Genomic DNA, 26,849 nt, shown 5'->3' with positions numbered 1-26,849 from the left:
ACAGGGGAGGTGAATGAGAGGCGGACAACTACATGGGACAAATCCGTTACACGTAAACAATATTGAGGATCTCACGGGAAAATATGTAAACGCTTCCTTGGAGGTGGGGGATCGTATCAAGCTAGGGATTTCGGAGAATGAAGGTACTGCAAACAAGTAAAATTGTAATTTTGGAGGGATTGAATGATGAAAGCAACAACACGGAAAAAGCTTAAAGATTTACTAATCACAGTACTTGTATTTTCATGGATCTTCATGAGCATAGGTCCAGGTGTTGGGCATGCAGCGGATCCAGCAGACGAGATCATAATTGATTATGGTATGTCTGGTTATACAGAAACAGGTACATGGAGCAGTACTACCACATATAAAGGATATGATAATTCATCGACCAGATCAGCTGCTTATTCGTCAAGTCCAACTGCTAAATGGACACCGACAATTATTAATGAGGGTAATTATGATATTTATATGTATAAGGTTGTTTCATCCAATGGAGATCCGAATGCCAAAATAGACATTGTCACAAGCTCTGGAACGATTACGAAAACCGTGGATTATACGGCAGGCAGTTCGGAATGGGTAAACTTGGGAAATTATCCCTTGGCTGCAGGATCCACTGGATCAATTAAGCTAAACGGAAATACGGCTGGCAGGTACTCAAGAGCTGATGCCGTTAAATTTGTAAAAAATGATACAGTAATCACGAATCCAGACCCGACGCCGACACCGACGCCGACGCCGACGCCGACACCAACACCAACACCAACACCAACACCAACACCTTCTCCAGTCGATGACATTATTATTGACTTCGGAATGCCAGGCTACAGCGAATATGCAGCTTCAGGAAATTGGTCGTCTGCGAGTGCCTCGCTTTATGCGGGTTATAATAATACGACAACTAGATCTGCAGGGGCTACTAGTAGACCCTACGCGGAGTGGAGACCGACGATCACAAATCCGGGTAATTACGATGTGTATATTTATAAAGTTGTGTCCTCGAGCGGCGACTACGATGGCAGAATAGACATTACGTATAATGGGGGAAAAGAATATCAATACTTGAACTTCACCACAGGGAGTTCAGGGTGGGTGCTTTTAGGGAATTATCCCTTAGCTTCAGGAACTAATGGATTTGTTAGATTGAAAGCAGATACCGTAGGCACATATATCAGGGCGGATGCCATGAAATTTGTAAAAAATGAAAGCGTAGACAAGGCCGTTGATTCCGTGAATACGATAGTTATTGACGAAGGAATGGGCGGTTATACGGAAACAGGTACCTGGATGAACGCAACAGATCCTAAAGGGTATAATAATTCATCCACTAAGTATGCTGATAGCACTTTACATCCAAGTGCTCAATGGACTCCTACGATCATAAACTCAGGTAATTACGATGTGTATATGTATAAAGTCGTTTCAGCCGACGGCGACTCCAATGCCAAAGCAGATATTACCGGTAGCGCTGGGACAGTAACTTACACTATGAATGAAACGGAAGGCAATTCAGGTTGGGTCCTTCTAGGCAACTTTCCCTTTGACTCAGGAAACACCGGGTTTGTGAAGCTAACAGGGAATTCGCCTGGAACGTATGTAAGGTCAGATGCCGTAAAGTTCGTAAGAAATGAAGCCAGAAAGTTGTTTCCAGAGCTGGAAACTCTGATCGGATCCGCGTCCGCTCTGTTGCCAGATACAATTGAAGGTGCATTAGCAGGCCAATATGCACCTGGTGCAAAAATAAGGCTTCAAGGGTTAATAGATAGTGCCGTATCTGTCATGCAACGAAAGGAGACCATTACGTCTAGCGACATCGTCTATTCAGAAATTGCTGATTTGAATATGGGAATTTCTCTCTTCAAAGCTGCTAAGAATGCTGCAATATCCGAATCATTGTATATGATTCCAAATCCTATGATTAATAAGCTTAAGGCAAGCGAATTAAGACAACAGCCCGATTTAATTCATACACTTTCCAGATTCGATTTTAGCGTTGCGGATTATGTGTATAACACTTCTGTCACGACGCCACTTGGGACTGTTAATTTTAATATTGATTCAAATTGGTCAGACTTTATGTTTCCGAATCATATCATGGGGAACAAGAAATCCGCCATTCAAGGTGAGTATTATCAGTATAATTCGGGCACGCCAAAAGGCATGACGAAATTAAAGGTCTACAAGAACGCCGGGGTTTCTGTAGACGACCATGCTGTCGTTTCCATTCATCATAATGGTAAAACAGATACACGGACTCTGGATATGAATACAGAAAAAGACGGTTGGTACGAACTAGGCGATTATTTCTTTGGCGGGACCAAAGATGAGTATGTTCGATTTACCAGAGGATCGCTTGACTCGACCAAACCTACTGTTACATTGCCGATTTCATACGAGGTTATGAGGGAGCAAATGCACAGAAATCAGAGCGAGGCTGAACAAGCAACCCAATTCCCGGTTGGCTACAGAGAAATGGGAAGTTGGCAGAATTCCTCTTTGGTGTCTGACAATACCTACTCCGTACCTCGAATATCTACAGAAAAAGATGCTTCTGCGGTTTACAACCCCGGCAAAATGACTGCTGGGAAATATGAGGTGTTTGCTTACATTCCAACTCGAACACAGACAGGGGATAACAGCTTTCAAGTAGAAGTTTACCATGACGGCAAGGTTGAAACGATGGCATTTAATCAAACGAAGATGGAAAGCGGATGGCTACCATTAGGCGAGTACGCCTTTTCGGGAATTGGCAACGAACTTGTCAAAGTGACAAAACTATCTACTGGTGCTGAGACGATTGCTTCAAGCGTGAAATTTACAACTCTTCAATTAGATGGAGTAACGATGAACAGCACGATTGTCACAACCAATTCTAATGCAACATCAGTTGATTCTAGCAATATTTCTATGACAGAAAAAGTAAGAACTGCTCAGGTAACACCAGGGTTATCACCAAATGATCACAAAATTTTGACGGATGCTTACCGCAAGGTTCCTTTTGCGAAGTATTATCGCCACTATAATGAAAATTATACGGGTGTTTTCAAATGGAATCCAATGATAACTGAACCCGGAGACTACAAGGTTTCCTATTTAGTTGCTAGTTACCAGACAGAGCTCACCAAAGATTTCCCCACAGATTTCTCCTTTGATATTTATCACAACGGTACAATGGATACGGTTGTCGTACCTAACAATAATCTTGTTGGTGAAAGTTGGTATAATCTAGGAAACTTCCATTTCGCAGCAGGTTCGCAAGACGAGTATTTTGTTATGAAAGATTTAAAGTTTTTCAGCGCGATCAAATTTGAGAAGCAATCCCCTGATCATTCAATCATTAAGGAGACTATTGCAACCACTTACAAATTCTATAACGAGCAGCAAGTGGATGACGTCAGTGATGAGAAAATAAAGCAAATCGTGAACGCGATGGCGGACCAAGACTATTTAAGCGGAATGATATCCGATTACAAGTTCTTGCCTGACCAACAGGTAACACGTTCCGAATTCATTGCTGTATTGACCCGATTGTTAAAATTTCCAGAAAATCCGTTAGCAGCGACGTACTCTGACACGATAGGAGCCGATGTAAACTATAAGGGCCACATTGGGGCGGCTAAAGAAGCTGGACTTCTATACGGTATCGATACGACAAATGGGGCTTTAGGTGTGAATGTCCCAGTAGACCGTACTTTTGCAGCTGTTCTTTTATCAAATGCAATCGACTATACGGGTAGATTCTTAAACGTCGATAATTTCTTTGCGCAGAGTCCATCCTCCTATTTGGAACAGAACATTAGCGATGCTGCTCAGGTGAAAACGTATGCCTTACAGGAAGCTTTTTCCCGGCTTTTAAAACTGGGAGTTATGCCTAAAGATACTGACAATGCTATACAGCCAGACAGGCAGCTCACAAGAACCGATGCCATAGTTATGCTGAACGAATTTGATGGGCAGTTATTATCGGCAGGGCCCGACCTAAGATTTGACTGGCATACGACGTTTTCTGACGACTTCAACGGTCCTAATTTTGATTGGAGCAAGTGGAGTTCCGATAATGTGAACTTGTTTGCAGGCATAGTAGGCAGATGGCCTGACAGCATCGAACAAACAGATGGTGTGGTGAAACTTAAAAATGAAGTGACGAATCGGGCAGGAGCTCCCTATTCAGGGGCATCTATTACGTCCAACTATATGCAGAAATACGGTTATTTTGAAGCTCGTTACAAGTATCCGGATACTTACGGACATCACACTTCCTATTGGGCGAAAAACGGCCCAGGTACGGATTTCAACTGGAACGAAGGGACAGGACAGGACGAAGTTTCAAACAACGTATGGTTCTTGCAAGAAAAACCGGCGCCAGAGATTGGATTAAGATGGCTTAGAGATGCTAAATGGTCAACCCATGATAATAATTTCAAAGAGTTGCACAATTTTGGCGGATACATCGAACCCCCCGGTTTTTATATGTCCTATGATAATCAGATCACTTATCGTGTGGATGATATCACAGATTATCTATCTGCAGTAGGAAGAATTGATGTGCCTTATCCAAACATATTAAGCACAACTTTGACTCGGTTTGATGGCATGCTGGATATTAATAAGGTTGTCGGGACAGCTGCAGAATTTGATTGGGTGCGAAATTATTCCAAAACAGCCAGCAGTGATCCATTATCTCTCTATCCCGTTTATCGTCCTGTGCTCATTCCTCAGGATAGTCTAACGATGGACGATCCCGATCAACCGAATAAGAAGGAATTTGTGTTGAAATTTAACAAACAGATGAAGGCCTCATCTTTTACAACAGATCAGGTCATGGTATCCAAGGTAGGCGGAGGCCATGTTCCAAGTTACACGATTTCACAGATTACTCCTCTTAGGTTCAAAATATCTTTCAACGAAATGCTTGAAGATAATTCGGATTATGAGGTTATTGTGACAACCGGCATTAAGGATAGCTTGGACAATAGCTTGTCAGAAAATCAACAGGTTACCTTCCATGTGGATCTTGCCGATAGTTCTTCCGCTGCTTTAACAGATTTACGCGTCAACGGTATAACTTTGAGCGGGTTCGAATGGAATAAGCGGAATTATACGTTGTCGGTACCTTATGCTACGACGGTTTCTGCCATTACCTATACGGCAGCGAGTCCTGCGGCTTCGGTCGTCGTGAATGGCGGCACGAATTTGATTGTCGGCGACAATCCGGTAACCGTTACGGTGACGGCGCAAGACGGTGTTACTAGCGTTTATAGCATTGTGATAACTAGAAACAGTGAGGAGTTGACTTTTAAACCAATTGCAAGGCTTTCGGGGATATCTCAGATTGTATCAGGACAAAGTTTCAGCATGAATTATGGATTGAGCAATGTATCGAACAGTGTATACGCTGCTGTATACACCCAAGAACTGACGTTCCAGTTTAATCCGAGTTTCCTGGAATTTGTTTCTGCATCATCCTTGAGTGCTGACCTGACAGTGGATTCAGTTAAAACGGATATACCGGGGGAAGTCCGAATTTTACTTAAAAGTCAGGGTGCTGGCATTTCTTCAGAAGAAGATTTGTTGAAATTAAATTGGAAGGCTAAGGCGATTAGCCAGACAACCAATGCAGATATTTCGCTGACCCGAGGGCAGCTTGCCCATACATCGGGGTTGTTAACTTCCTTGGCTGGATTGACAAAAAACATTCAAATTATTTATCAAACAACAAATGAAAATACGCAATCAACACAAATAGCGCAAACCATACAAACCACGCAAAGCGCTAATGGAATTAAAATAACTAATTTGTCTCCGAAAGTAGTGAAAAAAGCAGACGGGCATACGACTTCCGTATGGGATGTGGATGCAGCAACTATGACCGAAGCCATTAAAGCGCTTGTCTCCTCCGGAAATCAAAATCAAATTTTGCTGGAAGTAAAAGGGGCTACGGATGCAGCGCAAGTACAACTTCCCGGTGCGGTGATTATGGATGCCCAGTCGAAGGTTTCTACGGCTGTCATCACCGTAAAATTTGATGCCATGACCTACGATTTGCCTGTTAAATCTATAGACCTACAGAGCTTGGCTGATGCGCTTGGCACTGATGTTGGGAATGTAAGAATCAATGTCAACATCGAGAAATTAAACGGAACAGTCGCAAACCAGTTGGATGCCAAAATTAAACAATTAGGATATCAGTCTTTGGCCCAAGCAGTTGAGTTTAATGTGACGGCGGAATCCAACGGCAAGATTATCTCCGTAAATGATTTTGGCAAAACGTATGTATCCAGAACGATGGAACTTACGCAGATGATCGATCCGGCAAAAGCAACAGCCGTTATGTACAATCCCAAAACGGGTGAAATAAGTTTTGTACCCGCAGTCTTTACGTTATCGAACGGCATGGTGCAAGCGACGATCAAACGTCCGGGCAACAGTATTTATACCGTAATAAAATCGTCAAAGTCGTTTGATGATATGAAAAGACATTGGGCAAAAGAGGATGTTGAGCTTCTTGCCTCCAATCTAGTAATCAAGGGAATGACGGAATTGGACTTTGTTCCCGAAAATCAAATTACTCGTGCGGAATTTGCAGCGCTTCTAGTACGAGGACTTGGATTGACAGAATCGAGCACTGTGAAATTTACTGACGTTGTGGAAACCAACTGGTACTACGGAGCGGTAGGAGCAGCCGTTAATTTGGGTCTGGTAGAAGGCTTTGAAGATGGAACGTTCCGCCCAAATTCCAATATTACGCGAGAAGAAATGGCGGTAATGATTTCGCGCGCAATGTACTTGGCAGGCAGCAAATCTGAAACAAGTGCAAAAGGATTTGCGGTGTATGAGGATGCGAAAGCGATTAGTGGATGGGCGAAAGATGCGGTTGCCCAAGCAATTAATTATGGCATCATGAACGGGATAACTCCAAGCCGTTTCATGCCGGGCGAAAGAGCAACGCGCGCGCAAGCAGCCGTTATCTTAAAGCGACTGCTGCAGTTTGCAAAATTGATGAATGAATAGAATTGATGAGTGGAACCCGCGTTAACGGCGGGTTCCCATATTAAAATGAATGTCTTATATATGAAAGGGGGGGAATGGCACAAAATATCAGCGATGCTGCGCTGCTGAATACGTATGCCTTGCAGAATGCGTTTTCCAGACTGTTGAAATTAGGTGTCATGCCGAAAAATACGGACAATTCCGTACAACCAAATACGCAGCTCACAAGGGCCAAGGCTATTATGATGCTGAATGAGTTTGACGGACAGCTCTTATCGGCAGGACCTGATCTGAGATTTGACTGGCAGATGGAAGCATCAACCTTCACTGCAAGTAATATTTTGGTGACTAAGGTAGGCGGGGGGACTGTTCCGAGCTACACGATCACCCCAATCACCCCGTTAAAATTTAAGATTTCTTTCAATGGAACACTTGTCAGTAATTCTAATTATGTGGTAAATGTAACAACTGGTGTCAAGGATAGCTTAGATAATAGTTTGGCAACTTCCCACCAGGTAACTTTCAACACTGATAATTAGTCTTGTGTGAGCAGGGGCCCGCGATTTGCGGGTTCCTTTTTATAGCTCACTTGCACAGCTAGAAAGAAGTAAATTTGTTACTGAAGATGAATAAATTTGTTCCTTATTCAATGAAGACTTTCAAGTAATAATGAAGATACAGCCAAAATGCTGCGGCATGATACGCCCAAGGATGATGTTCAAAGTACCAGGTAGTGTCAATCCTCATATAGATCTGCATCGAAAATTGGTTGGAGGTCAAGAGACATAGTAAGACATCAGCTTAGGGGGAATAAAATAAATGAGTAACTCAAAGGCACACTGGCGCCTCTGGTATGATCGTCCGGCTGAGCAATGGACCGAAGCGCTTCCGGTAGGAAACGGCAAAATCGGCGGCATGATTTACGGAGGTATTCACGAGGAACGAATTGGTTTGAACGAAGAAACGGTGTGGTCGGGAAAGCCGCATTACGACGCGAGTCCCGGCGTTCAACAAACGATCAACCAAGTTAGAAACTTGCTGTTCGAAGGAGACTACCGCACGGCTCACGAGATTGCGGAACAATCCATGAAAACACCGCTTAACCCGCACTACGGCAATTATCAGCCGTTGGGGGATCTATATATCAAATTTGACTTGCCGCCTGGGGATATAACGAACTATCACAGAGAATTGGATATCGAACAAGCCGTTTGTAAAACGAGCTTTTATGTTGGGGAAACTTGCTATACGCGGGAAGTTATTTGCAGCAACCCTGATCTGGTTATGGTGATTCGCTTGGAAGCCAGCGATACGCCGACTCTGAGCGGCTGTATCCGAATGGCGCGTGAATCCGGCGCAAGCGTATATCAGAACGGCGCAAGCGGTCTTGCTCTCCGTGGCCAGTGTGAGTACGAAGGTGTAAAGTTTGATGCAAGTATTGAAGTGTATGCCGATGGGGGGAAATGCTTCTCAACAAGTGAGTCCGTCATATTCAGTGCATGCAAGGCAATTACAGTTTATGTAACTGCAAATACAAACTATCGTCATAAGGATCCGCAAGGTGCGAACCAATCGCTGCTTCACATGGCAGGTATGAAATCGTGGGAACAATTGAGAGCGGATCACATTAACGACTACCAAATCTTGTTTCAACGCATGGATATCGATTTGGGCGAGGATAGGTATCAAGAGCTTCCTACGGATGAACGCCTTTTACAAGTGAAATCCGGTCAAGAAGATTCCTATCTAACGGCATTATATGTTCAGTATGGCCGTTATTTGTTAATCTCCAGTTCACGGCAAAGGACGATGCCGGCTAATTTGCAAGGCATTTGGAATGACAGTTTTACGCCTCCCTGGTTCTCGGATTATACGATTAACATTAACACGCAAATGAATTATTGGCATGCCGAAACATGCAACTTATCCGAGCTGCACGAACCTTTATTTGATCTATTGGATTCACTCATCGAGCCGGGACGCAAAGCAGCCCAAGAGCGCTATGGCTGCAATGGAATGGTGCTTAGCACACGGACAAACCCTTGGCTTAATACGTCGCTACGGGCAACTTCCTCACTGCTCTGGCAGGAAGGTGCGGCATGGCTTAGCCGACATTATTGGGATCATTATTTGTTTACAGGGGATAAGGAGTTGTTGAAGCAAAGGGCTTATCCGTTCATGAAGGAAGCTGCCATGTTCTATCTTGATTTCATGATCGAGCATCCGCATTACGGTTGGCTTGTCACCGGTCCGGCCACATCGCCTGAGAATAGGTTCTTAGCGGCGGATGGTACGCAAACTGCAATCGATATGAGTCCAACAATGGCCGTTCAAATCATTGACGATCTGTTCGAAAACTGCATCCGGGCATGCGAGGAGCTTGGAGTTGACGATGCTTTCAGGGAGCTGCTTATTCGGAAACGTTCACAATTGCCTCCGATGCAAGTCGGAAAATATGGACAACTTCAAGAATGGCTTGAGGATCATGAGGAGACGGAACTGGGGCACCGTCATATCTCGCACTTGTTTGGTCTGTTTCCAGGGCACAGTATAAGCCGTAAGACACCGGATCTGTTAGCAGCTGCCAGAACAACACTGGACAGAAGACTTCAGAATGGAGGTGGACATACAGGTTGGAGCTGCGCCTGGATCATTAACTTATGGGCGCATTTGGGAGAAGGCGAACTGGCCAATCAGTATATCAAGACGCTATTTACTTACTCTACGCATAAAAATCTTTTTGACAATCATCCTCCCTTTCAAATCGACGGGAATTTCGGGGCGGCAGCAGGCATTGTAGAAATGATTATGCAAAGTGATGAAGATGAAATCCGGCTGCTGCCGGCGCTTCCTGCTCAGTGGGCGAACGGAAGCATTAGCGGCATTTGCGCAAGGAATGGATTTGAGCTGGAACTCCATTGGAGTGACAGTGCTTTAGTTAAAGCGATCATCCATTCCAAACTGGGCCGGCGATGCCGGGTAAGATATAATTTTGAAGTGGGAATTGAAGTTCATAGCCTGAAAAAGTCAATTCCAACGAGTATTGACAATGACACTTTGGAATTTGACACACAACCTGGAGAACAGTATCACCTTATGTTTTAATATGGAGAACCTCTGCCTTGAGGAAGGCGGAGGTTCTTTTCATATCTAATAGTTCTATCACTCTTGTACAGCAAGAAATAAGTAAATTTGTTACTGCCGATGAGTAAATCTATTCCTTATTTATAGGAGCCTTTTAGGAGATAATTATGTTACAGCCAAGAAATAAAGGAGGTCCTGCAAATTGGCAGCATTATGGAAGAATAGAGTGCTTTACATCATGCTTTTGCCACTGGTGGCATGGTATATCGTTTTCAAGTATGTTCCTATGTATGGCGTTATCATCTCATTTAAGGATTACAGTATTATGTCAGGGATTGCCGGATCCGATTGGGCTAATCCGTGGTACAAGCATTTTAAGATGTTTTTTGACTCGCCTTATTTCACGCAATTGATCTCTAATACGTTATTGATAAGTTGTTATAAGCTAGTCTTCACCATGGCGCCGTCCATCATACTAGCAATCCTGCTGAACGAGTGTCGGAGCATGTTCTTGAAAAGATGGGTACAAACCCTAAGCTACATGCCTCATTTTTTATCGTGGGTCATCGTTTATGGAATTGCATTGGCGTTTTTTTCTGAGACCAATGGTCTGGTTAACCGCTGGATCGAAGAAATTGGTCTAAGCACAATCTCTTTTCTTGGTTCGCCGGAATGGTTTCGCTCCGTACTGGTTGGAACGGATGTTTGGAAGGATCTTGGTTGGGGAGCCATTATTTATATAGCCGCTATAGCGGGAATTGACCCTTCGCTTTATGAAGCGGCTATGATGGATGGAGCGGGGCGTCTTAGAAGAATCTGGAACATTACACTTCCCGGAATTGCTAACGTTATTGTGCTGCTCTTGATCTTAAGACTGGGACATATTTTGGACGCAGGGTTTGAACAAATATATATTTTCTATAATGTTCGGGTTTATTCTGTTGGAGATATCATTGATACGTGGGTCTATCGAACAGGGCTAGAGCAGTTAAACTTCAGTTTGGCTTCAGCAGTAGGTTTGTTCAAATCAGTCATTGGCATGGTGCTTGTACTTGGTACCAATAAGATTGCAAAGAGATGGGGAGGCGGCATATGGTAATCGGTCGCGGAGAACGCGTAACAGGTGCAGCTATTAACTTGATTCTTTGTTTCGTAGGTATTATAAGTCTCTTTCCGCTGCTATTCGTAGTGTCTATGTCACTGACACCTTACGGTGAAGTCATTAAAAACGGGGGATTCCTGGTCATCCCTAAATCAATTACCTTTGAAGCCTATAAATATCTCTTTCAAACCAAAGAGTTGCCGCAAGCGATGATGGTATCTGTCTTTACTGCGACGGTAGGGACAGCGATCAACTTGCTGCTTACGATGCTTGGCGCATACCCGCTTAGCAGGAAAACGCTTCCTGGCCGCACAACGATACTGTTTTTGATTGTATTTACGATGCTGTTCAGCGGTGGCTTAGTGCCGACATATTTGCTGGTCAAATCCTTAGGGATGTTAAATACCCTATGGGCGTTGATCATTCCGAGCGCTGTCGCAACCTACAACCTTTTGATTATGAAAACATTTTTTGAAGGACTTCCTGAGGAATTGTTCGAGTCCGCACGAATTGATGGCGCAAGCGATTTAACGATTTTGTTCCGGATCGTCGTTCCGTTGTCGGTACCTTCGTTGTTGACCATTGGCTTGTTCTATGCCGTATCCAATTGGAACAGTTTTTTCACGGCCGTTCTCTATATTACAGACGCAAATTTAAATCCGCTGCAAATTGTTGTACGCAAGCTTCTGCTTTTGAGCAATTCCGTTGAAAACAACACGGATATCGTCGTGCCGACACCGACTTTGCAAATGGCGGCTGTCATCATCGCAAGTTTGCCCGTTTTAATAGTATACCCGTTTATACAGAAACATTTTACAAAAGGTGTATTAATAGGGGCTGTAAAGGGATGATACGTTGTGTACCGCACTAATTTCGTGCCATGAGAGGACGAACTGTTGCGTTCACATATATAATGATCATGAAAGAAGGGGTAAAAATGAGAAAAAGTATGAGAAAAAATGCAACATTAGCCATCATCCTATCGACTAGTTTGCTAGCGGCATGTTCGAACAACAGTTCTTCGCCAGAAACAACACCGACTGGAGGAGCTTCGAGCAAACCGGCAGCAGCTCCGATCAAGATTGAAATCATGCAAGATGAGACGGTCAGCTCAGCAGATGGTCCTGGTTTCCCCAAGGACGATTTCATCAAGAATGAATTGAATAAGAAATTGAATATCGATTTGACGATGACATTGGATACGAGTGATTATTTGGCCAAACTGAACACGCGAATGGCGGGTGGAAATTTCCCAGATGTCATGCTGCTTATGAAGGAACAGGTTCAGCAATACGCCCAAAACGGCGTGCTGCTTGATATGGGGCCTTATCTCGATAAGTTGACCGATTATAAGAAATTCGTAGGTGCAGATGATGTGAAGAAGGGGGTTGTTAGCGGCAAGCAATATGCTTTGCCTAAGGCACCTGGATTCGCAACCAATACGTATTGGATTCGCAAGGACTGGCTAGATAAATTAAACTTGGCTGTGCCGACTACGGTCGATGAATTGTTTAATGTGGCGAAGGCGTTTACTGAGAATGATCCTGACGGAAACGGCAAGAAGGATACGCTCGGAATTACGGGGGTTGGCATCGATACATTTGCTCCAGTTTTTGGAGCGTATGGCGTTACTCCAAGTGCTGCAACGCTAACAGTTTTGAATAAAGATAAAATTGTCAATTCACTTTATGATCCAGCTATGAAAGATGCTTTAACGACCGTCAAAAAATTTATTGACGCCGGCGTCGTCGATCCTGAATTTATGAGCAACAAACCTAATACTTCGAAGGATAAGGCATTCCAAGGGAAGATAGGCATTATTTTCGATGGCTGGAGCGGGATTATTAAAGATACGACGGTTAAGATCTGGAAGCAAGCAAATCCGAATGCAGATTGGATCCAGCTCACTGCTCCAAAGGGACCAAACGGCTTGCAGTATGCCAGCAAAGTCGATATAGCGTCTACAGGCAAGATGCTTGCATTTCCCAAAGCACTAGAGAAACAACCGGAAAAGATCAATAAAATTATTGAGCTGCTTAATTACGTTTCGACAACAGAAGGCAACCGCTTGGTAGATTACGGACTCAAAGATGTTCACTACAAGGTAGATGGCGATAAGATTACCATTACGGAACAAGGCCAGAAAGAAAGCGGATATTCGTTTGTATATCAATTCACAGGCAGACCGGAGCTTGCTTACCTGCAAACCAAATTCCCGGCGCAAGCGAAGTATATCGAGTTTGAAAAGAGCTTGCCGCGGTTGCAAGTAATTGATAAATTTGTCGATATGCCGAATGGTTATAACAAAGCCGACGCGGAGCGGTTCATTCAAGAGAAATTAACGGAATTCATTTACGGCAAAACGCCAATCGCGGATTACGATAAATTCCTTACGACATTAGAAGGTTCATTCAACTATAAGGTTTATACCGACGCTGTGACCAAGCAAGCGAAGGATCTCGGACTCACGAAGTAAAATATAAGTCCCCCATTGTGTAAGTTGCGATGGGGGACTTTTACTCTGAAGGAGAAAGAAAATAAATTTGTTACTGACGATGAATAAATCTATTCCTTACTTTTCAGGCGCCTCATAGGTGATAATGAAAGTATTTCACTCGAACAATGAAAGCTTCACGGCAACAGGAGAACATGCTAAGATAACCCCAATGGCTCACTTCGAATGGGGCGTTGGCCGAGAGGGGGAACCACATGTTTCAACGAATTCGCAGACTATGGCCAGCCAAATTGCAAAATCGCATTTTCCTAAGCTTCCTATTAGTCATCTTCTTCCCTTTCTCGATTTTGCAAATTCACAATTACAATCAAATTGAAACGATTATTGGGGCCAAAATCAGCGAACAGAACATCACTCAGCTAAGCCAAATGAAATTCCAACTGGAAGAGATACGCCGAACCGCTCTGAATTCGGTCTTACAGATGGAGCGGGACACCAGCATTCGGGAGTTGATGGGACAAGCTCATCATTCACAGGGAGCAGAATCAACCCATATGGTGGAGGAAAAACTGGATGCAATGAAAAGCACATTTTTACCAAACAGCGTATTTATTCAATATACGTTACTCCAAAGGGACAGTGAGGTTTTTACATCTCTACCGCATGCTGAGAACAATGAAGGCCCGCTGCATGCTCAGTTGGCTGGCGAGTTAACGGCTAAACTTCCGAATGGAAGTCAGCTGTTAAAGTGGGAGTACGAACAAGCACATAATGGACTGCAACAGGAGCCTGAGAGTAAGAATGTTCTCTCCTTGTATTCGCTTTCGCAGTCTGCTGGCGGAGAATGGCTGCGTACACGAGCGAGCATCGATATTGATGGGTGGTTGCGAAATTCAGCAAACAGCATACAGATCAAGCAGAATTATTATGTATTAGATCAGCAGGGGGCCATCATTTCTCAATCGAACCCCGGGTACGTTATGAATCCACTTATTAAATCAAAAATTCTCAATCAGGCGAAAGTGTCGCCTAATGCTTATATCATAGATGAGTTTGGCACATTTGTTTACAATGCCATCTATATTCCTTCCACTTCAAGTTATTTGGTCAGTCAGTTCCCACTCGATTTTTTCTTTGGAGATATTAAAGCACTCAAAGAGCGCGTGTTTAGTACTTACTTGTTGTTCATTGCCTTCTTCATAGGCATATCCTTCTTGACGCTATCGACTTTAACCCGTCCACTTCGGCTTCTGGAGGCTAAGATGAAGGAAGCAGCAAAGAAAAGAATGAATATCAAATTGTCCGAGGAACCGCATAGGGGAGAAATCTTGTCTTTCGTTCGCGCATTTAATGGCATGGTCGACGATGTCACAGGCTTGATTGGTCAGCTTAAATTAGAAGAGAGGCAGAAAGAATCGATTCGGTTTCAGATGCTTTTGAATCAGATGAACCCGCATTTCTTGCTCAATACGATCAATACAATTAAATGGAATGCTAGTAATTCCGGCGATGACACGACTGCGGAAATGTGCAAGTCGCTTGCCAAACTGCTGGAAAGCAGCCTGAACACAGATAAGGATCTGGTTTTTCTGCACGAAGAATTGAAATTGTTGCATTCCTACGTCTATATTCAATCGTTTCGGTACGACCACCGTTTTGAGGTGCAATATGAAGTTCAGACTGGTCTCGACTTTGCGTTAGTGCCCAAGCTAAGCCTGCAGCCGCTTGTTGAGAATGCCATCCAGCATGGGCTTGTATTCCGTAAGCAGGGGGGCATTATAAAGGTTAAGGTGGCTTGCGAGGATCGCTTTCTCATGCTTGATGTTCAAGACAATGGTGTAGGTATGCAGAATCAGCAACCTGATGTGCACCGGGTACGTAAAGGGATTGGTTTAAGCAATCTGCGCGAACGCTTATCGCTCCTCTACAAACAGGATGGCAAGCTCGAGTTGATGCCACAAGAGGAAGGGATGCATGTTCGAATCACAATACCTTTATTGTTGTCGAATCCCTATCAGCTTGAACAGAATGATGATTGATAAAAAAAGGAGTGCATACTATGTGGAATCTGCTGCTTCTTGAAGATGAACCTTTTGTGCGCCGGTCTATTCGCCAAGCCATCGATTGGGAGGAATTGGGTTTCAGGGTCGTAGCAGAAGCAGAGGATGGACGCGAGGCTTGGGAATTCATGCAAACTCATCAGGTGGATGTGGTGTTATCTGACATCATGATGCCTATCATGAATGGCATCGAGTTGATTCGATTGGCCAAACAAAACGGTCATGAGGCGGATTTCGTCATGCTTACTTGTGTGAATGAATTTGAATACGCGAGACTGGCACTCCAGTATGGAGCTGTAGGATATCTTCTCAAAGCCTCTATGGATATGGAAGAGCTGAAAGCGATCCTGTTACAAATAAAGCAAAGTTTAATCAAGAAGCGCGATCAACGAACGAGAGCGCCTATGTTTAACTTATATCAACAAATTTGGAGATCCATACATGGCATAGAGGAGATGGAGCAAAGGGAAGATGAAGAAGGATTACCTTCACTTCCCGCCAACGTGCGGCTATTTGTGGGTTCAGCAAATAATGTCTCATTAGAGAATGATCAGATTATCGACCTATTCGATACGAACTGCCAAGACAAATTACTCGTACATCGATTTGTCAATTGGGGAATTGCGACCGTTTTTGTTTGGTCGGATGAAAGGTGCATGCCTATAACTCGGGTTCCCGCGGAATTAAGTTCTACATCCTGGCAGACATCCGATGCGCTAAAAGAGGGATGGGTGTCGTTGCTGCAAGGGGTTGGACGAGCCTGGTACGAACTGGATCCCGCAATTTGGGCGAAGGGTGGAATGCAAATTGAGAACATAACGTGGAAAAAAGAGTCTTTCATTCTTACGCAATTCGAAGCAGCACAGTGGGCGGAATGCGAGAAATCGCTAATATCACTATGGGATTACTTCAAAGAACAACAACTGGCTGTGGTAATGGTAAAGGAAGCGGCTGATCGGCTGGACAAGTCGTTCGCCAGGTTATCCAATCAAGCTCCTGCCGGAAAGGCGGTCTGGGCAGCAGTCGAAAGTCATAGGCAAGTGTTGGAACAACTCATAGATCGAGTTCACTGTTATTCAAAGCATAAGTTGAAGGAGACTATTACGGATCATCCTGAGATCAATAAAATCATTGAATATGTGAACAGATATTATGATAAAGAACTGACGCTCAAGGGGATGGCCAAATACGTAAACATGGGCGAACAGTATTTGAGCGGTTTGTTTAAGAAGAAGACCGGCGAGCAATTCATCCAATATGTGCAGCGTATTCGAATCGAGCGGGCTTGCTATTGCTTGGCGGAGACTGAACTGCGTGTTGCGGAAATATGCGAGCAAGTAGGTTTTGTTCATCTGAATTATTTCTTGAAACAGTTCAAGAAGTGGACAGGAGTAACGCCATCCGAATTCCGCGAAAGCAAAAAGGCAGAACGGAAGAAACCAATAGACGATACTTGGAACGAATGATGATCTCATTGACAGTTAGCATACAGTATCTCTTATTAAGGGGGTGCCCCATAAGCTCATGGGACACCCTCCTCAAGTCAATGAATCTTAGGGACAAGCCCAAGACCCCTTACGAACTCAATACCCTCTATTCGCTCAAAATCACTCCTTCTGAAAATCTAATGAATCCCAGAAGCTCTATTACAAGTAAACGACCATAATTCCTCCTAAAATCTGCTCGATAACGTTAATCCAGTTCATTAATTCGCCAAAGTAGCCATTTTCACGTCGATAAGCATCGGACAATTCGTTCGATGCCTTTGGGGACCGGAAACCAGCTTGACGACGCCATTTTTGACGCGGGTTACCCTGGAGGCGGACCAAAATCGAAGCCAATGCGAAATTGTATACGTTTGTTTGGGGCAAAGCTGTCGTAAAGCACAAACCAAGCTTCAAGAAAAAGTTCAGATGTTGTTTGCCACCATCGAAGAAACGGAGAAACAAGAAGAACGAGCACATTGAGGCGGGGCTGCAAGAAAAACCAAAGGACAAGCCACTGAAGTATGCGGTGCGTGCGCTCCGTAAAGATTTGCTCCCTCGCCTTCATGCAAATAAAGGAAGATCACAAGCGTAATGGTCAGCTCAAGCCGGGCTACAATGTGCAGATTGGCACAGAAAATCAATTCATTCTCGGATACAGTATACACCAGTGGCCTACAGATACGCGCTATCTCATCCCTCAGAGCGAAATGAAACCGAAGCTATTGTCAAATACAGCACGTAACACCATGAAAAAAGCAAGGCATGGCAAAAAGATATGAGCAAAATCCACAACTGGACCTATGACGCCGAGCAAGATACATGGACATGCGCTGCTGGACAAACCCTCGTATTTCGCTGGCTTTCGCTTGCCCATAATTTTGTTGAAGAAAGCGGCCGTAGAGTGGCAGCCATGTCCTAAAAGTCATTAGTTCTTACTTTTGGGACGGCCTCTTAGAAGTATCCAAATATATGCTCCCTTGGACTTGACATTAATTGCATCTAAATTCATTCTATAGTCAACAGTAAATGTATAACATTCATATTTATTCAATTAAGCTTATATGTTACTTGAATTGCTAACTTAAGGGGAGTTGCCCATGCATCAACCGCTGCAAATCAGGAGCTTTATCGGGACACATGACAAGGATTGGGAAGATCCGTCCTTCTTTCGTCACGATAGCTTGGAAATTACCGTTATTTTGGAAGGACGCGGAATGTTCCGATATCAGGACTGCCAGTTTGACGTTGACACCGGACAAGTGGTGCTGATTCCCTCCGACTTCCCTCATTCCTTCCATGCGGTAACAGCTATTCGTTTCGGTGTTTTACTGATGGATGGGCTGCCCACGGGAACGAGGACTTGGTTTGATAAGCTGATTACGGGCAATGTCCCGAGAATCATTTCATTATCACGATTGGACGGGGAACAGTACGAGATGCTCTTTCGTCAGTGGCTGCGGATTTATTCCGCCCCTTTGAAAGAACGGGAAGAGAATTATTTGACGTGGATTCAAGTGTTGTCGCTATTTATTTATGAGCATTCGCAGCAGGAACAGCAAGCTCTTTCCATCACGCATGCAGCCGATTACATCCGGCAAAACTTGCAAAGAGGCATACAGATTTCCGACTTGGCACGAATAGCGGGCCTTTCGGAAGAAGGATTTCGCAAACAATTCTACAAGGTGTATGGAATGACGCCCAAACGGTATCAACAGATGTCTAAGCTGACCGAAGCCAAATGGCTGCTAAGCTCGTCAGACAAAGACATGCAGTCCATTTCAGAACTTATTGGTTTCTCAGGGCTGCATGCTTTTTCAGGTTGGTTTAAAAAACTCGAGGGACAATCCCCGACGGAGTGGAAAAAATTACAGCGGATGTATCATCACTAATTCGTCTTAAAATGGCCGCGAGCTGTCGGCCATGGTGGAAATACAGGAGCAAACAATAGATTCTCCAATCAAGGCTGTCTTAAGACCCAACTTCGGGTAACTTGAGCAGCCTTTTTGCTTCCTCAATCTGCTTCTACACAGATTAGCTTAATAGTTGAGTAATTATGTTACTGTAAATGCTTAAATTTATTACTCAATTTGAAAGCGGTTTCTTGGTATGATCAATACGCTGGAAGCGGTTACGAATAAGCGGAGGTGAAAATGAGGTTATCCAGATGTGAAAAATATGACTTATATTTTGAAGGGAGCAGATTTCATATGATTAGAAAAATAGTACTCCAATGCATGATGTGGTTAATTTTATCTATTATATTTGCAGCGGTTAGTTATGCTAAAGAAATTGTTATCGATAATGGGGATGCGGGTTATTCGGAAACTGGGACATGGAGCAGTAGCAGCGTAAAAGGATATAACGGTACCAATACAAGATATTCCAATGTCGGTGTTAGAACGGCCCAATGGACACCAAATATCGTAGAAGCCGGAGAGTATGAGGTATTTATATTTAAGATTATGAATAGCACAGCCGGGGATAAAGATGTTGATATTGACGTAGTCTACGATGGAGGTACAATTTCTACGGAACAAGATTGGACTACAGGTACGTCGGGTTGGGTTAGTTTAGGCAAGTACCCATTTGCAGCTGGGACAACGGGGTATGTCATCATGAATGGTGAACTAAGTGGATCGACGACTTATTCCCGTGCTGATGCAGTTAAATTCGTTAATAATACTCTTCCGCCTGCACCGCCCGTGCATAACGCGCCTGTAGGCACGTATTATGTTGATTCCATCAATGGAAATGATGCAAATAATGGAACGAGTGAAGGTTCAGCTTGGAAAACGCTTGATAAAGTTAACTTTTACACCTATCAACCAGGTACAACGATCCTGCTTAGATCAGGAAGCTACTGGGTAGGTCAGCTTAAGCCACTGGGATCAGGCAGCGCCGGAAGTCCGATTATTATTAATAAATATGGAACTGGCAATAAACCGATTATCGATGGGAATGGAATCACGAATGCAGGCGTGGTACATCTTTATAATCAACAGTATTGGGAAATTAACAATTTGGAAGTTATGAATGACGCCTCCACGGCTGATACGAGATTCGGGATCTATATACAGCTTGATAATTATGGAACCGCTAATCATATTTATGTGAAAGACTGTTATGTTCATAATGTGAAAGGTGACAATTCTAATCCACATAAAGGGGTAGGTATCTTTTACTTTGTTACTAGTGCTGACACTTCCATATTTAACGACATTCTGATTGAAAATAATACCGTCAAGTCCGTAGACAGATCCGGAATTATTCTTAGAAACCCAAATGGCACCTATAGTACAGGTTTAGTAATTAGGAATAATTTTGTCGAAGATATCGGTGGAGACGGAATTGTAGCCAAAACGAGCAAGGCGCCATTGGTCGAATACAATATCGCTAAAGACACGTCCGCAAGGGCTAATAATGCAAACGCTGCCATATGGACCTGGTATACGGATGATTCCATTGTTCAATACAATGAATCCTATAACACAGTGCGTCTTCCGAATAACTTGGATGCAAATGGTTTTGACAGCGATTTCAATAACAACCGGAGTATCTTCCAGTACAATTATAGTCATGACAACGGGGGAGGATTCATCCTAGTTATTAATCCAACTGGTTCTTATAACAACTCTACGATTGTCAGATACAATATCAGTCAAAATGATGAAGAAAAAGTCATTAATTTATTGGGAGACATTACGAATACGCAATTTTATAATAATACCTTTTATTTGGACAGTTCCTCGACTGCCAAGATGATTGAAGTCAGAAACTATTTTGGCGTTCCTAAGAATACAAATTTCTCCAACAATATTTTTTATAATTCAGGAAGCGGAGTATTTGATCTTCGAAAAGTAGATAACTTCTCATTTGACTCCAATATTTTCTATGGCATGGCTCCGCCTGTCCCAACCGCGGAGACAGAAATTACGGTTGTAAACGCGATTACATCAGACCCCAAGCTGGTCAATCCGGGTACCGGCGGTTCGAATATTAACTTTAACGATCCTAACAGACTTAGCGGTTATAAGTTGCAAGCGGATTCACCGGCTATTAACGCTGGTGTGGTTATCGCGAACAATGGAGGCAAAGATTTCTGGGGTAGTCCATTATACAACGGGCAACCTGATATTGGCGCATCTGAACAGGAACAGACATCGCTGCCGCCAAATGTTCCGCATGCAGTGCTAACGGGGCCGTCAACTGTTCAAAAAGGAACTTCATTCACGACTAATATCGGATTAAACAACGTGACTAACAGCGTATATTCTGCGGTATACGCTGCTGATATCATCGTCAAAATTGATGTCAATGCGATTGAGTTTGCATCTGTAGAATCGTTAAAGCCAGGATTCACAGTGCTTCAGACTCAGACCAACATACCAGGCCAAATTCGAATTATTGCTGTGAGCGAAGGAGCGGAAGGGGCTTTAACAACAAGTGGGGATGTATTTAAAATTAATTGGAAAGCGAAATCGCTTGATCAGCCATTGACAACCAACTTAGCACTGTCGAAGGTAATTGTTGCGAATGCACTTGGTCAAAAAACGGAGTCCATACCTGCCAATTTAACAATATCAATTACTACCTCTAGGCCAGGAGATGCCAATGGAGATGGTGTCATAGATATTGGAGACTTGGGTAAGGTAGCAGCAAATTACGGAATGACCTCAGCGAACGCGAATTGGAATCAAGTTAGAGATGGAGATGTCAATCTGGACGGTAAGATCGACGTTATCGACTTAGTAGGTATCGCTCGCTTGATTCTAGAGTAGCAACCTGTCGATGCGGAAGGAGAAAGTTAATTCTTTCTCTTTCCAACTTTATATGCTCTTTAAAAGAGTAATATCTTTGTAGCCGCAACTAACTTGGGGGGATTTTGATGAAAGCAGCACAGAAACTGTTTAAAGCGCTACTGATAACAGCACTTGTATTTTCATGGATATCGAGCAACATACCTACGAGGGCTGTGTACGCAGCATCATCCACTGGGGAAATCATTATTGACAACGGAATGCCTGGTTACACGGAATCAGGTGAATGGGTTTCAAGCACTTTGTCAGGGTATAACAAAACATCGACAAGATATGCCGCCAGTGCCTCAAATCCTTTTGCACAGTGGACACCGGATATCGCGTTTCCAGGCAATTACGATGTATATATTTATAAAGTTGTCAACTCTACCAGTGATCCCAACACCAGAATAGACATTGCCTATAGCGGTGGGACGGATACGCAATATATGAATAATACGGTCGGTAGTTCCGGATGGGTCTATCTGGGCAAGTTTCCCTTTGTATCGGGTCTAAACGGATCGGTTAAGATTTCGTCGACCACGACAGGAAAATACTTGAGAGCAGATGCTGTGAAATTCGTACCGGATTTGCAAATTGCCTTGTTGCAATTGCAGACGCTGGTCTCAGATGCATCTGCATTGTTGCTGGGTGCTGTGGAAGGATATTCCATCGGACAATACGCGCCTGGTTCAAAGTCAAAGCTTCAAGAGAAAGTAGATAACGCTAGTTCGGTATTGAACAGTACGAATACATCAGAAGGTACTGTATATTCAGCAATTGCCGATTTGAACGCGGGCGTCGAGCTTTTTAAATCTGCTATGAACGTGAAAGACATGCCGAATTCGCAGACCCTCAAGGGCGAGTTGCAAACCCTTGTCACAGAAGCATCCGCCTTGTTACCGGGGGCTATAGAAGGAGCTTCCGCCGGACAATATGCGCCTGGTTCAAAGTTAAGGCTTCAAGAGAATATTGATAGCGCTATTTCGGTATGGAACAGCACAAACGCGACAATGGATATCATTTATTCAGCAATTGCCGATCTCAATGCGAGCATGGCCTTTTTTCAATCCGCGATGAACGCGCAAATTTCAGGCTCTCTCTATACAGCACCGAACCCTAATGTCAATTTAGTTTCTCCAGCTTCTATCTTGGACAGACAGCAGGATTTAAAAAATACGCTCACCAGATATGTATATAGTGTAGCCGACTATGTATATGGCAGCGTTTTCGGTGCTGTTTATGGTCCACCACAAGGCGAGATTAGTTTCAAAACGGATGCGAACTGGACAGATTATACGTTTCCCAACCAAATATTTGGAAATAAGAAGACAACTGTACAGGGAGAATACTATCAGTACAATTCTGAAACGCCAAAAGGGATGACGAAATTGAGAGTCTACAGGAATGCAGGAGTTTCTGTGGATAATCAAGCTGTGGTTTCGATTCATCATAATGGCAAAACCGATACACTTGCACTGGATATGAATACAGAGAAAGATGGATGGTATGAACTTGGCGATTATTTCTTCAATGGAACAAGCGATGAATATGTCCGCTTTACCAGGGGGGGAACAGATCCGACTAAACCTACCGTGACATTAGCCGTTTCTTATGAGGTCATGCGGGATAAAACATACAGAGATTTGAACGCAGCGGAAAGGGCAACCGTCTACCCGGTAGGTTACAGAGAAACGGGAACTTGGCAGAACTCCATTTTAAAATCGGATAATACCTACTCTGTACCTAGAATAACTTCTGAAAAAAATGCTGTTGCAGTGTATAATCCCGGGAAACTGACGGCTGGAAAATATGAGATATTTGCCTATATTCCAACCCGAGCACAAACGGGAGACAACAGCATGAAAATGGAAGTTTTGCATGACGGTAAGATTGAGACGATGGTGTTTAATCAAACGGAGATAGATAGCGGATGGTTCCGCTTAGGAGAGTTTACATTCTCAGGCGTAGGCAACGAACTTGTCAGAATGACCAAATTGTCATCGGGCGGTGAAACGATTGCTTCCAGTGTGAAGTTTACGACTCTCCAGTTAGATGGCGTAGCGATTAGAAATACAATTGTCACAACCAACGCCAATGAGACATCCGTAGTTTCTGATAATATTACCATCAAAGATAAAGTAAGAGCTGCTCAAGTAACACCAGGATTAACACCGAATGACAATCGTAATATGATTGATAATTATAAAGATGCTCCATATGGAAAGTATTATGCCAAAAGGGATGCGTTTACCGGCGAATTAAAATGGAATCCAGTGATTTTGGAACCAGGAGACTATAAGGTCACCTATTATATTCCTCCAACAGCACCCGCTATGCCCAAAAATTTCAATTTAGATATTTACCACAACGGTGTAAAGGACACTGTGCTTGTACCTAAGGCGAATCTGATCTCGAATAGTTGGTATAACGTGGGGACTTTCTATTTTGCGGCAGGTGCAATTGACGAGTATATTGCATTTAAAGATATGAAGTATCTGTCTGCTTTCAAATTTGAAAAAGTATCTCCCGGCAACGCAATCATTAAGGAGGTTGTCGCTACCACTGCCAAATTTTTCGATGATCAGCAAGTTGACGATGTGAATAATGAAAAAACGGCGCAAATCGTCAATGCCATGGGGGCTCAAGGTTACTTAAGCGGAATCATATCCGCCTACAAGTTCTTTCCAGACCAACTGATTACCCGCTCCGAGTTTATTGCTTTATTGACCCGATTGTTACAACTTCCCGAAGAACCGGCAGCAGCGACGTATTCAGATATTACAGGCACAGTGCCTTATATGGGCAATATCGGGGCAGCCAAGAGAGCCGGTCTCCTGTATGGTGTAGATACAACGAGCGGAGCTTTGGGCATAAACTTGCCTGTGGACCGCACTTTTGCAGCTGTAACGCTATCCAATGCCATCGACTATACAGGTAGATATTTGAACGTAGATAATTTCTTTGGGGATAGTCCGTCTGCTTATTTGGCGCAAAACGTCAGCGATGAAGCCCTGCTTCCTACGTATGCCTTGCAAGACGCATTTTACCGACTCTTGAAACTAGGGGTTATGCCGAAAAACACGGATACTTCCGTGCAACCAGGCAAGCAACTGACAAGAACCGATGCTATTGTTATGCTGAATGAATTTGACGGACAACTCTTATCCGCAGGACCTGATTTAAGATTTGACTGGCATATGATGTTTTCTGATGAATTCAACGATTCTAACTTCAATTGGAGCAAATGGTATTCCGACAATGCGAATAGATTTGCTGGCGTATCGGGCAGATGGCCTGAAAATATCGAACAAAAAGACGGGGTAGTGAAACTTAAAAATGAAGTTAACAATCGGGTAGGTGCTCCTTATTCATCAGCATCTATAACTTCTTTCTATCAACAAAAGTTTGGCTACTATGAGTCTCGTTACAAGTACCCGGATACTTATGGCCATCACACCTCCTATTGGACTAAAAACGGGCCTTCCTCCGATTATAACTGGAATGAAGGGACTGGGCAGGATCAAGTTTCAAACAACGTCTGGTTTTTACCGGAAAAAGCGGCGCCGGAGTATGGTCTGCTTAAAGTTAGAGAATCGCTATGGTCAACGAATGATAACAATTTTAAAGAGTTGCATAATTTTGCTGGTTATATGGAGCCGCCCGGGTTTTATATGGCTTATGACAATAAGATCACTTATGATGTACCTGACTTTACTTCTTATCTCACTCCAAGTTCGAAATATGATGTTCCTTATCCGAATATTTTAAGCACAGCCGTAACCTCTTTTGATGGGAGACTAGACCTTAACAAAGTTGACGGAACGGCTGCAGAATTCGACTGGGTTCGGAATTATTTGAAGACGGCCAGCAGCGATCCCGTATCTCCTTATCCCGTGTATCGTCCGGTTGTTATCCCTCAGGACAGTGTAATGGTTAATAATCCGGATCAACCAAATAAGAAGGACTTTGTTTTGAGATTCAATAAGCAGATGAATGCATCGACCTTAACGACAGATAATCTCATTGTGTCCAAGGCAGGCGGGGGAGTTGTTCCAAGCTACACAATTTCTCAGATCAGTCCGCTTAGATTCAAAATAACCTTCAATGGAATGCTTGGAAATAATTCGGAATATGTGGTTCATGTAACAACCGGCGTTAAAGACAGCTTGGGCAACAGTTTGGCAGTTGACCAGCAGGTTACACTTGTGAATTCAAGCACAGCGGATATAATTCCGCAAGCTGTACTAACGGGGCCGACAGCAGTTCTACCAGGAGCTTCGTTCATGACCAATCTTGGCTTAAACAACCTGACTGACGACGTATTTTCTGCGGTATATGCAGCGGATATCACAGTAAAATTTGATGCCAATGCCCTTGATTTTGTATCCGTGGAACCTTTAAAGTCCGGGTTTACAGCGCTTCAAACGAAAACCGACGTGCCAGGCCAAATTCGAATTATTGCAGTGAGCCAAGGAGCAACGGGGGCATTAACAACAAGCGGAGATGTGTTTAAGTTCAATTGGATAGCGAAACCGCTCAAGCAATCATTAACAACCAACTTGGAACTAGCCAAGGTAACCGTTGCCAATGCTCTTGGTCAAAAAAAGGAGTCTCTGTTAACGAATTTAATGGTTTCTGTTACTGTTTCTATGCCAGGAGATGTGAATGGGGATAATGTCATAGATGTCGGGGATTTGGGTAAAATCGCAGCCAATTACGGCAAGACTTTGGCGAATGCAGATTGGAATCAGGTTAGTGGCTGTGACTTCAACCATGACGGCAAGATCAACATTGTCGATTTAGTAGGAATCGCTCGATTGATTCTACAATAATGTTTAGAAGAAGCCGGAGAGGAAGTTGAACCCTTTC

The 26,849-nt window shown here is 43.5% G+C and carries 12 protein-coding genes; 11 read left to right on the top strand and 1 reads right to left on the bottom strand.

The window, feature by feature from the left end:
* Nucleotides 1–183 precede the first annotated feature (183 nt).
* From LOZ80_RS21125 to LOZ80_RS21090, 8 genes are all read left to right on the top strand, one after another.
* Nucleotides 184–7,014 carry a golvesin C-terminal-like domain-containing protein gene (locus tag LOZ80_RS21125; RefSeq protein ID WP_238166561.1) on the top strand — a complete coding sequence of 2,277 codons (6,831 nt, stop codon included), beginning with the start codon at nucleotides 184–186 and terminating at the stop codon, nucleotides 7,012–7,014.
* A gap of 74 nt (nucleotides 7,015–7,088) precedes the next feature.
* Entirely contained in the window at nucleotides 7,089–7,532 is a 444-nt protein-coding gene (locus tag LOZ80_RS21120; protein WP_238166560.1) for an Ig-like domain-containing domain, read from the top strand.
* A 280-nt stretch (nucleotides 7,533–7,812) separates the two neighbouring features.
* Nucleotides 7,813–10,098: a glycoside hydrolase family 95 protein gene (locus LOZ80_RS21115; protein WP_238166559.1), complete on the top strand. Its 2,286-nt coding sequence runs from the start codon at nucleotides 7,813–7,815 to the stop codon at nucleotides 10,096–10,098.
* Nucleotides 10,099–10,315: 217 nt separating this feature from the next.
* Complete coding sequence (locus tag LOZ80_RS21110; RefSeq protein WP_238173065.1) at nucleotides 10,316–11,176, top strand: ABC transporter permease; 861 nt, start codon at nucleotides 10,316–10,318, stop codon at nucleotides 11,174–11,176.
* Complete coding sequence (locus LOZ80_RS21105; protein ID WP_238166558.1) at nucleotides 11,170–12,030, top strand: carbohydrate ABC transporter permease; 861 nt, start codon at nucleotides 11,170–11,172, stop codon at nucleotides 12,028–12,030. The genes LOZ80_RS21110 and LOZ80_RS21105 overlap by 7 nt, the downstream gene beginning before the upstream one ends.
* A gap of 86 nt (nucleotides 12,031–12,116) precedes the next feature.
* Nucleotides 12,117–13,655, top strand: a complete 1,539-nt coding sequence (locus LOZ80_RS21100; protein ID WP_238166557.1) for an extracellular solute-binding protein — start codon at nucleotides 12,117–12,119, stop codon at nucleotides 13,653–13,655.
* A 233-nt stretch (nucleotides 13,656–13,888) separates the two neighbouring features.
* Nucleotides 13,889–15,673, top strand: a complete 1,785-nt coding sequence (locus LOZ80_RS21095; RefSeq protein ID WP_238166556.1) for a sensor histidine kinase — start codon at nucleotides 13,889–13,891, stop codon at nucleotides 15,671–15,673.
* A gap of 20 nt (nucleotides 15,674–15,693) precedes the next feature.
* A complete protein-coding gene (locus LOZ80_RS21090) occupies nucleotides 15,694–17,160 on the top strand; it encodes a response regulator transcription factor (protein ID WP_238166555.1) in 1,467 nt (488 codons plus the stop codon).
* A 180-nt stretch (nucleotides 17,161–17,340) separates the two neighbouring features.
* Here the strand turns inward: LOZ80_RS21090 and LOZ80_RS21085 are convergent, their stop codons facing one another.
* Nucleotides 17,341–17,643, bottom strand: a complete 303-nt coding sequence (locus tag LOZ80_RS21085) for a hypothetical protein (RefSeq protein ID WP_238166554.1) — start codon at nucleotides 17,641–17,643, stop codon at nucleotides 17,341–17,343.
* A gap of 635 nt (nucleotides 17,644–18,278) precedes the next feature.
* On the opposite strand from LOZ80_RS21085, the gene LOZ80_RS21080 reads away from it, so the two are divergent.
* The 3 genes from LOZ80_RS21080 to LOZ80_RS21070 all read left to right on the top strand — a co-directional run bounded on the left by LOZ80_RS21080 (nucleotide 18,279) and on the right by LOZ80_RS21070 (nucleotide 26,812).
* Nucleotides 18,279–19,070 (top strand): helix-turn-helix domain-containing protein, encoded by a 792-nt coding sequence (locus LOZ80_RS21080; RefSeq protein ID WP_238166553.1) that lies wholly within the window; start codon nucleotides 18,279–18,281, stop codon nucleotides 19,068–19,070.
* 318 nt (nucleotides 19,071–19,388) lie between these two features.
* Entirely contained in the window at nucleotides 19,389–21,959 is a 2,571-nt protein-coding gene (locus LOZ80_RS21075; RefSeq protein WP_238166552.1) for a golvesin C-terminal-like domain-containing protein, read from the top strand.
* 107 nt (nucleotides 21,960–22,066) lie between these two features.
* Nucleotides 22,067–26,812: a golvesin C-terminal-like domain-containing protein gene (locus LOZ80_RS21070; protein WP_238166551.1), complete on the top strand. Its 4,746-nt coding sequence runs from the start codon at nucleotides 22,067–22,069 to the stop codon at nucleotides 26,810–26,812.
* Nucleotides 26,813–26,849 lie beyond the last annotated feature (37 nt).

This window comes from Paenibacillus sp. HWE-109 (genome assembly GCF_022163125.1).
Lineage (GTDB): Bacteria > Bacillota > Bacilli > Paenibacillales > NBRC-103111 > Paenibacillus_E.
This window is presented reverse-complemented; position numbering and strand designations above follow the sequence as displayed.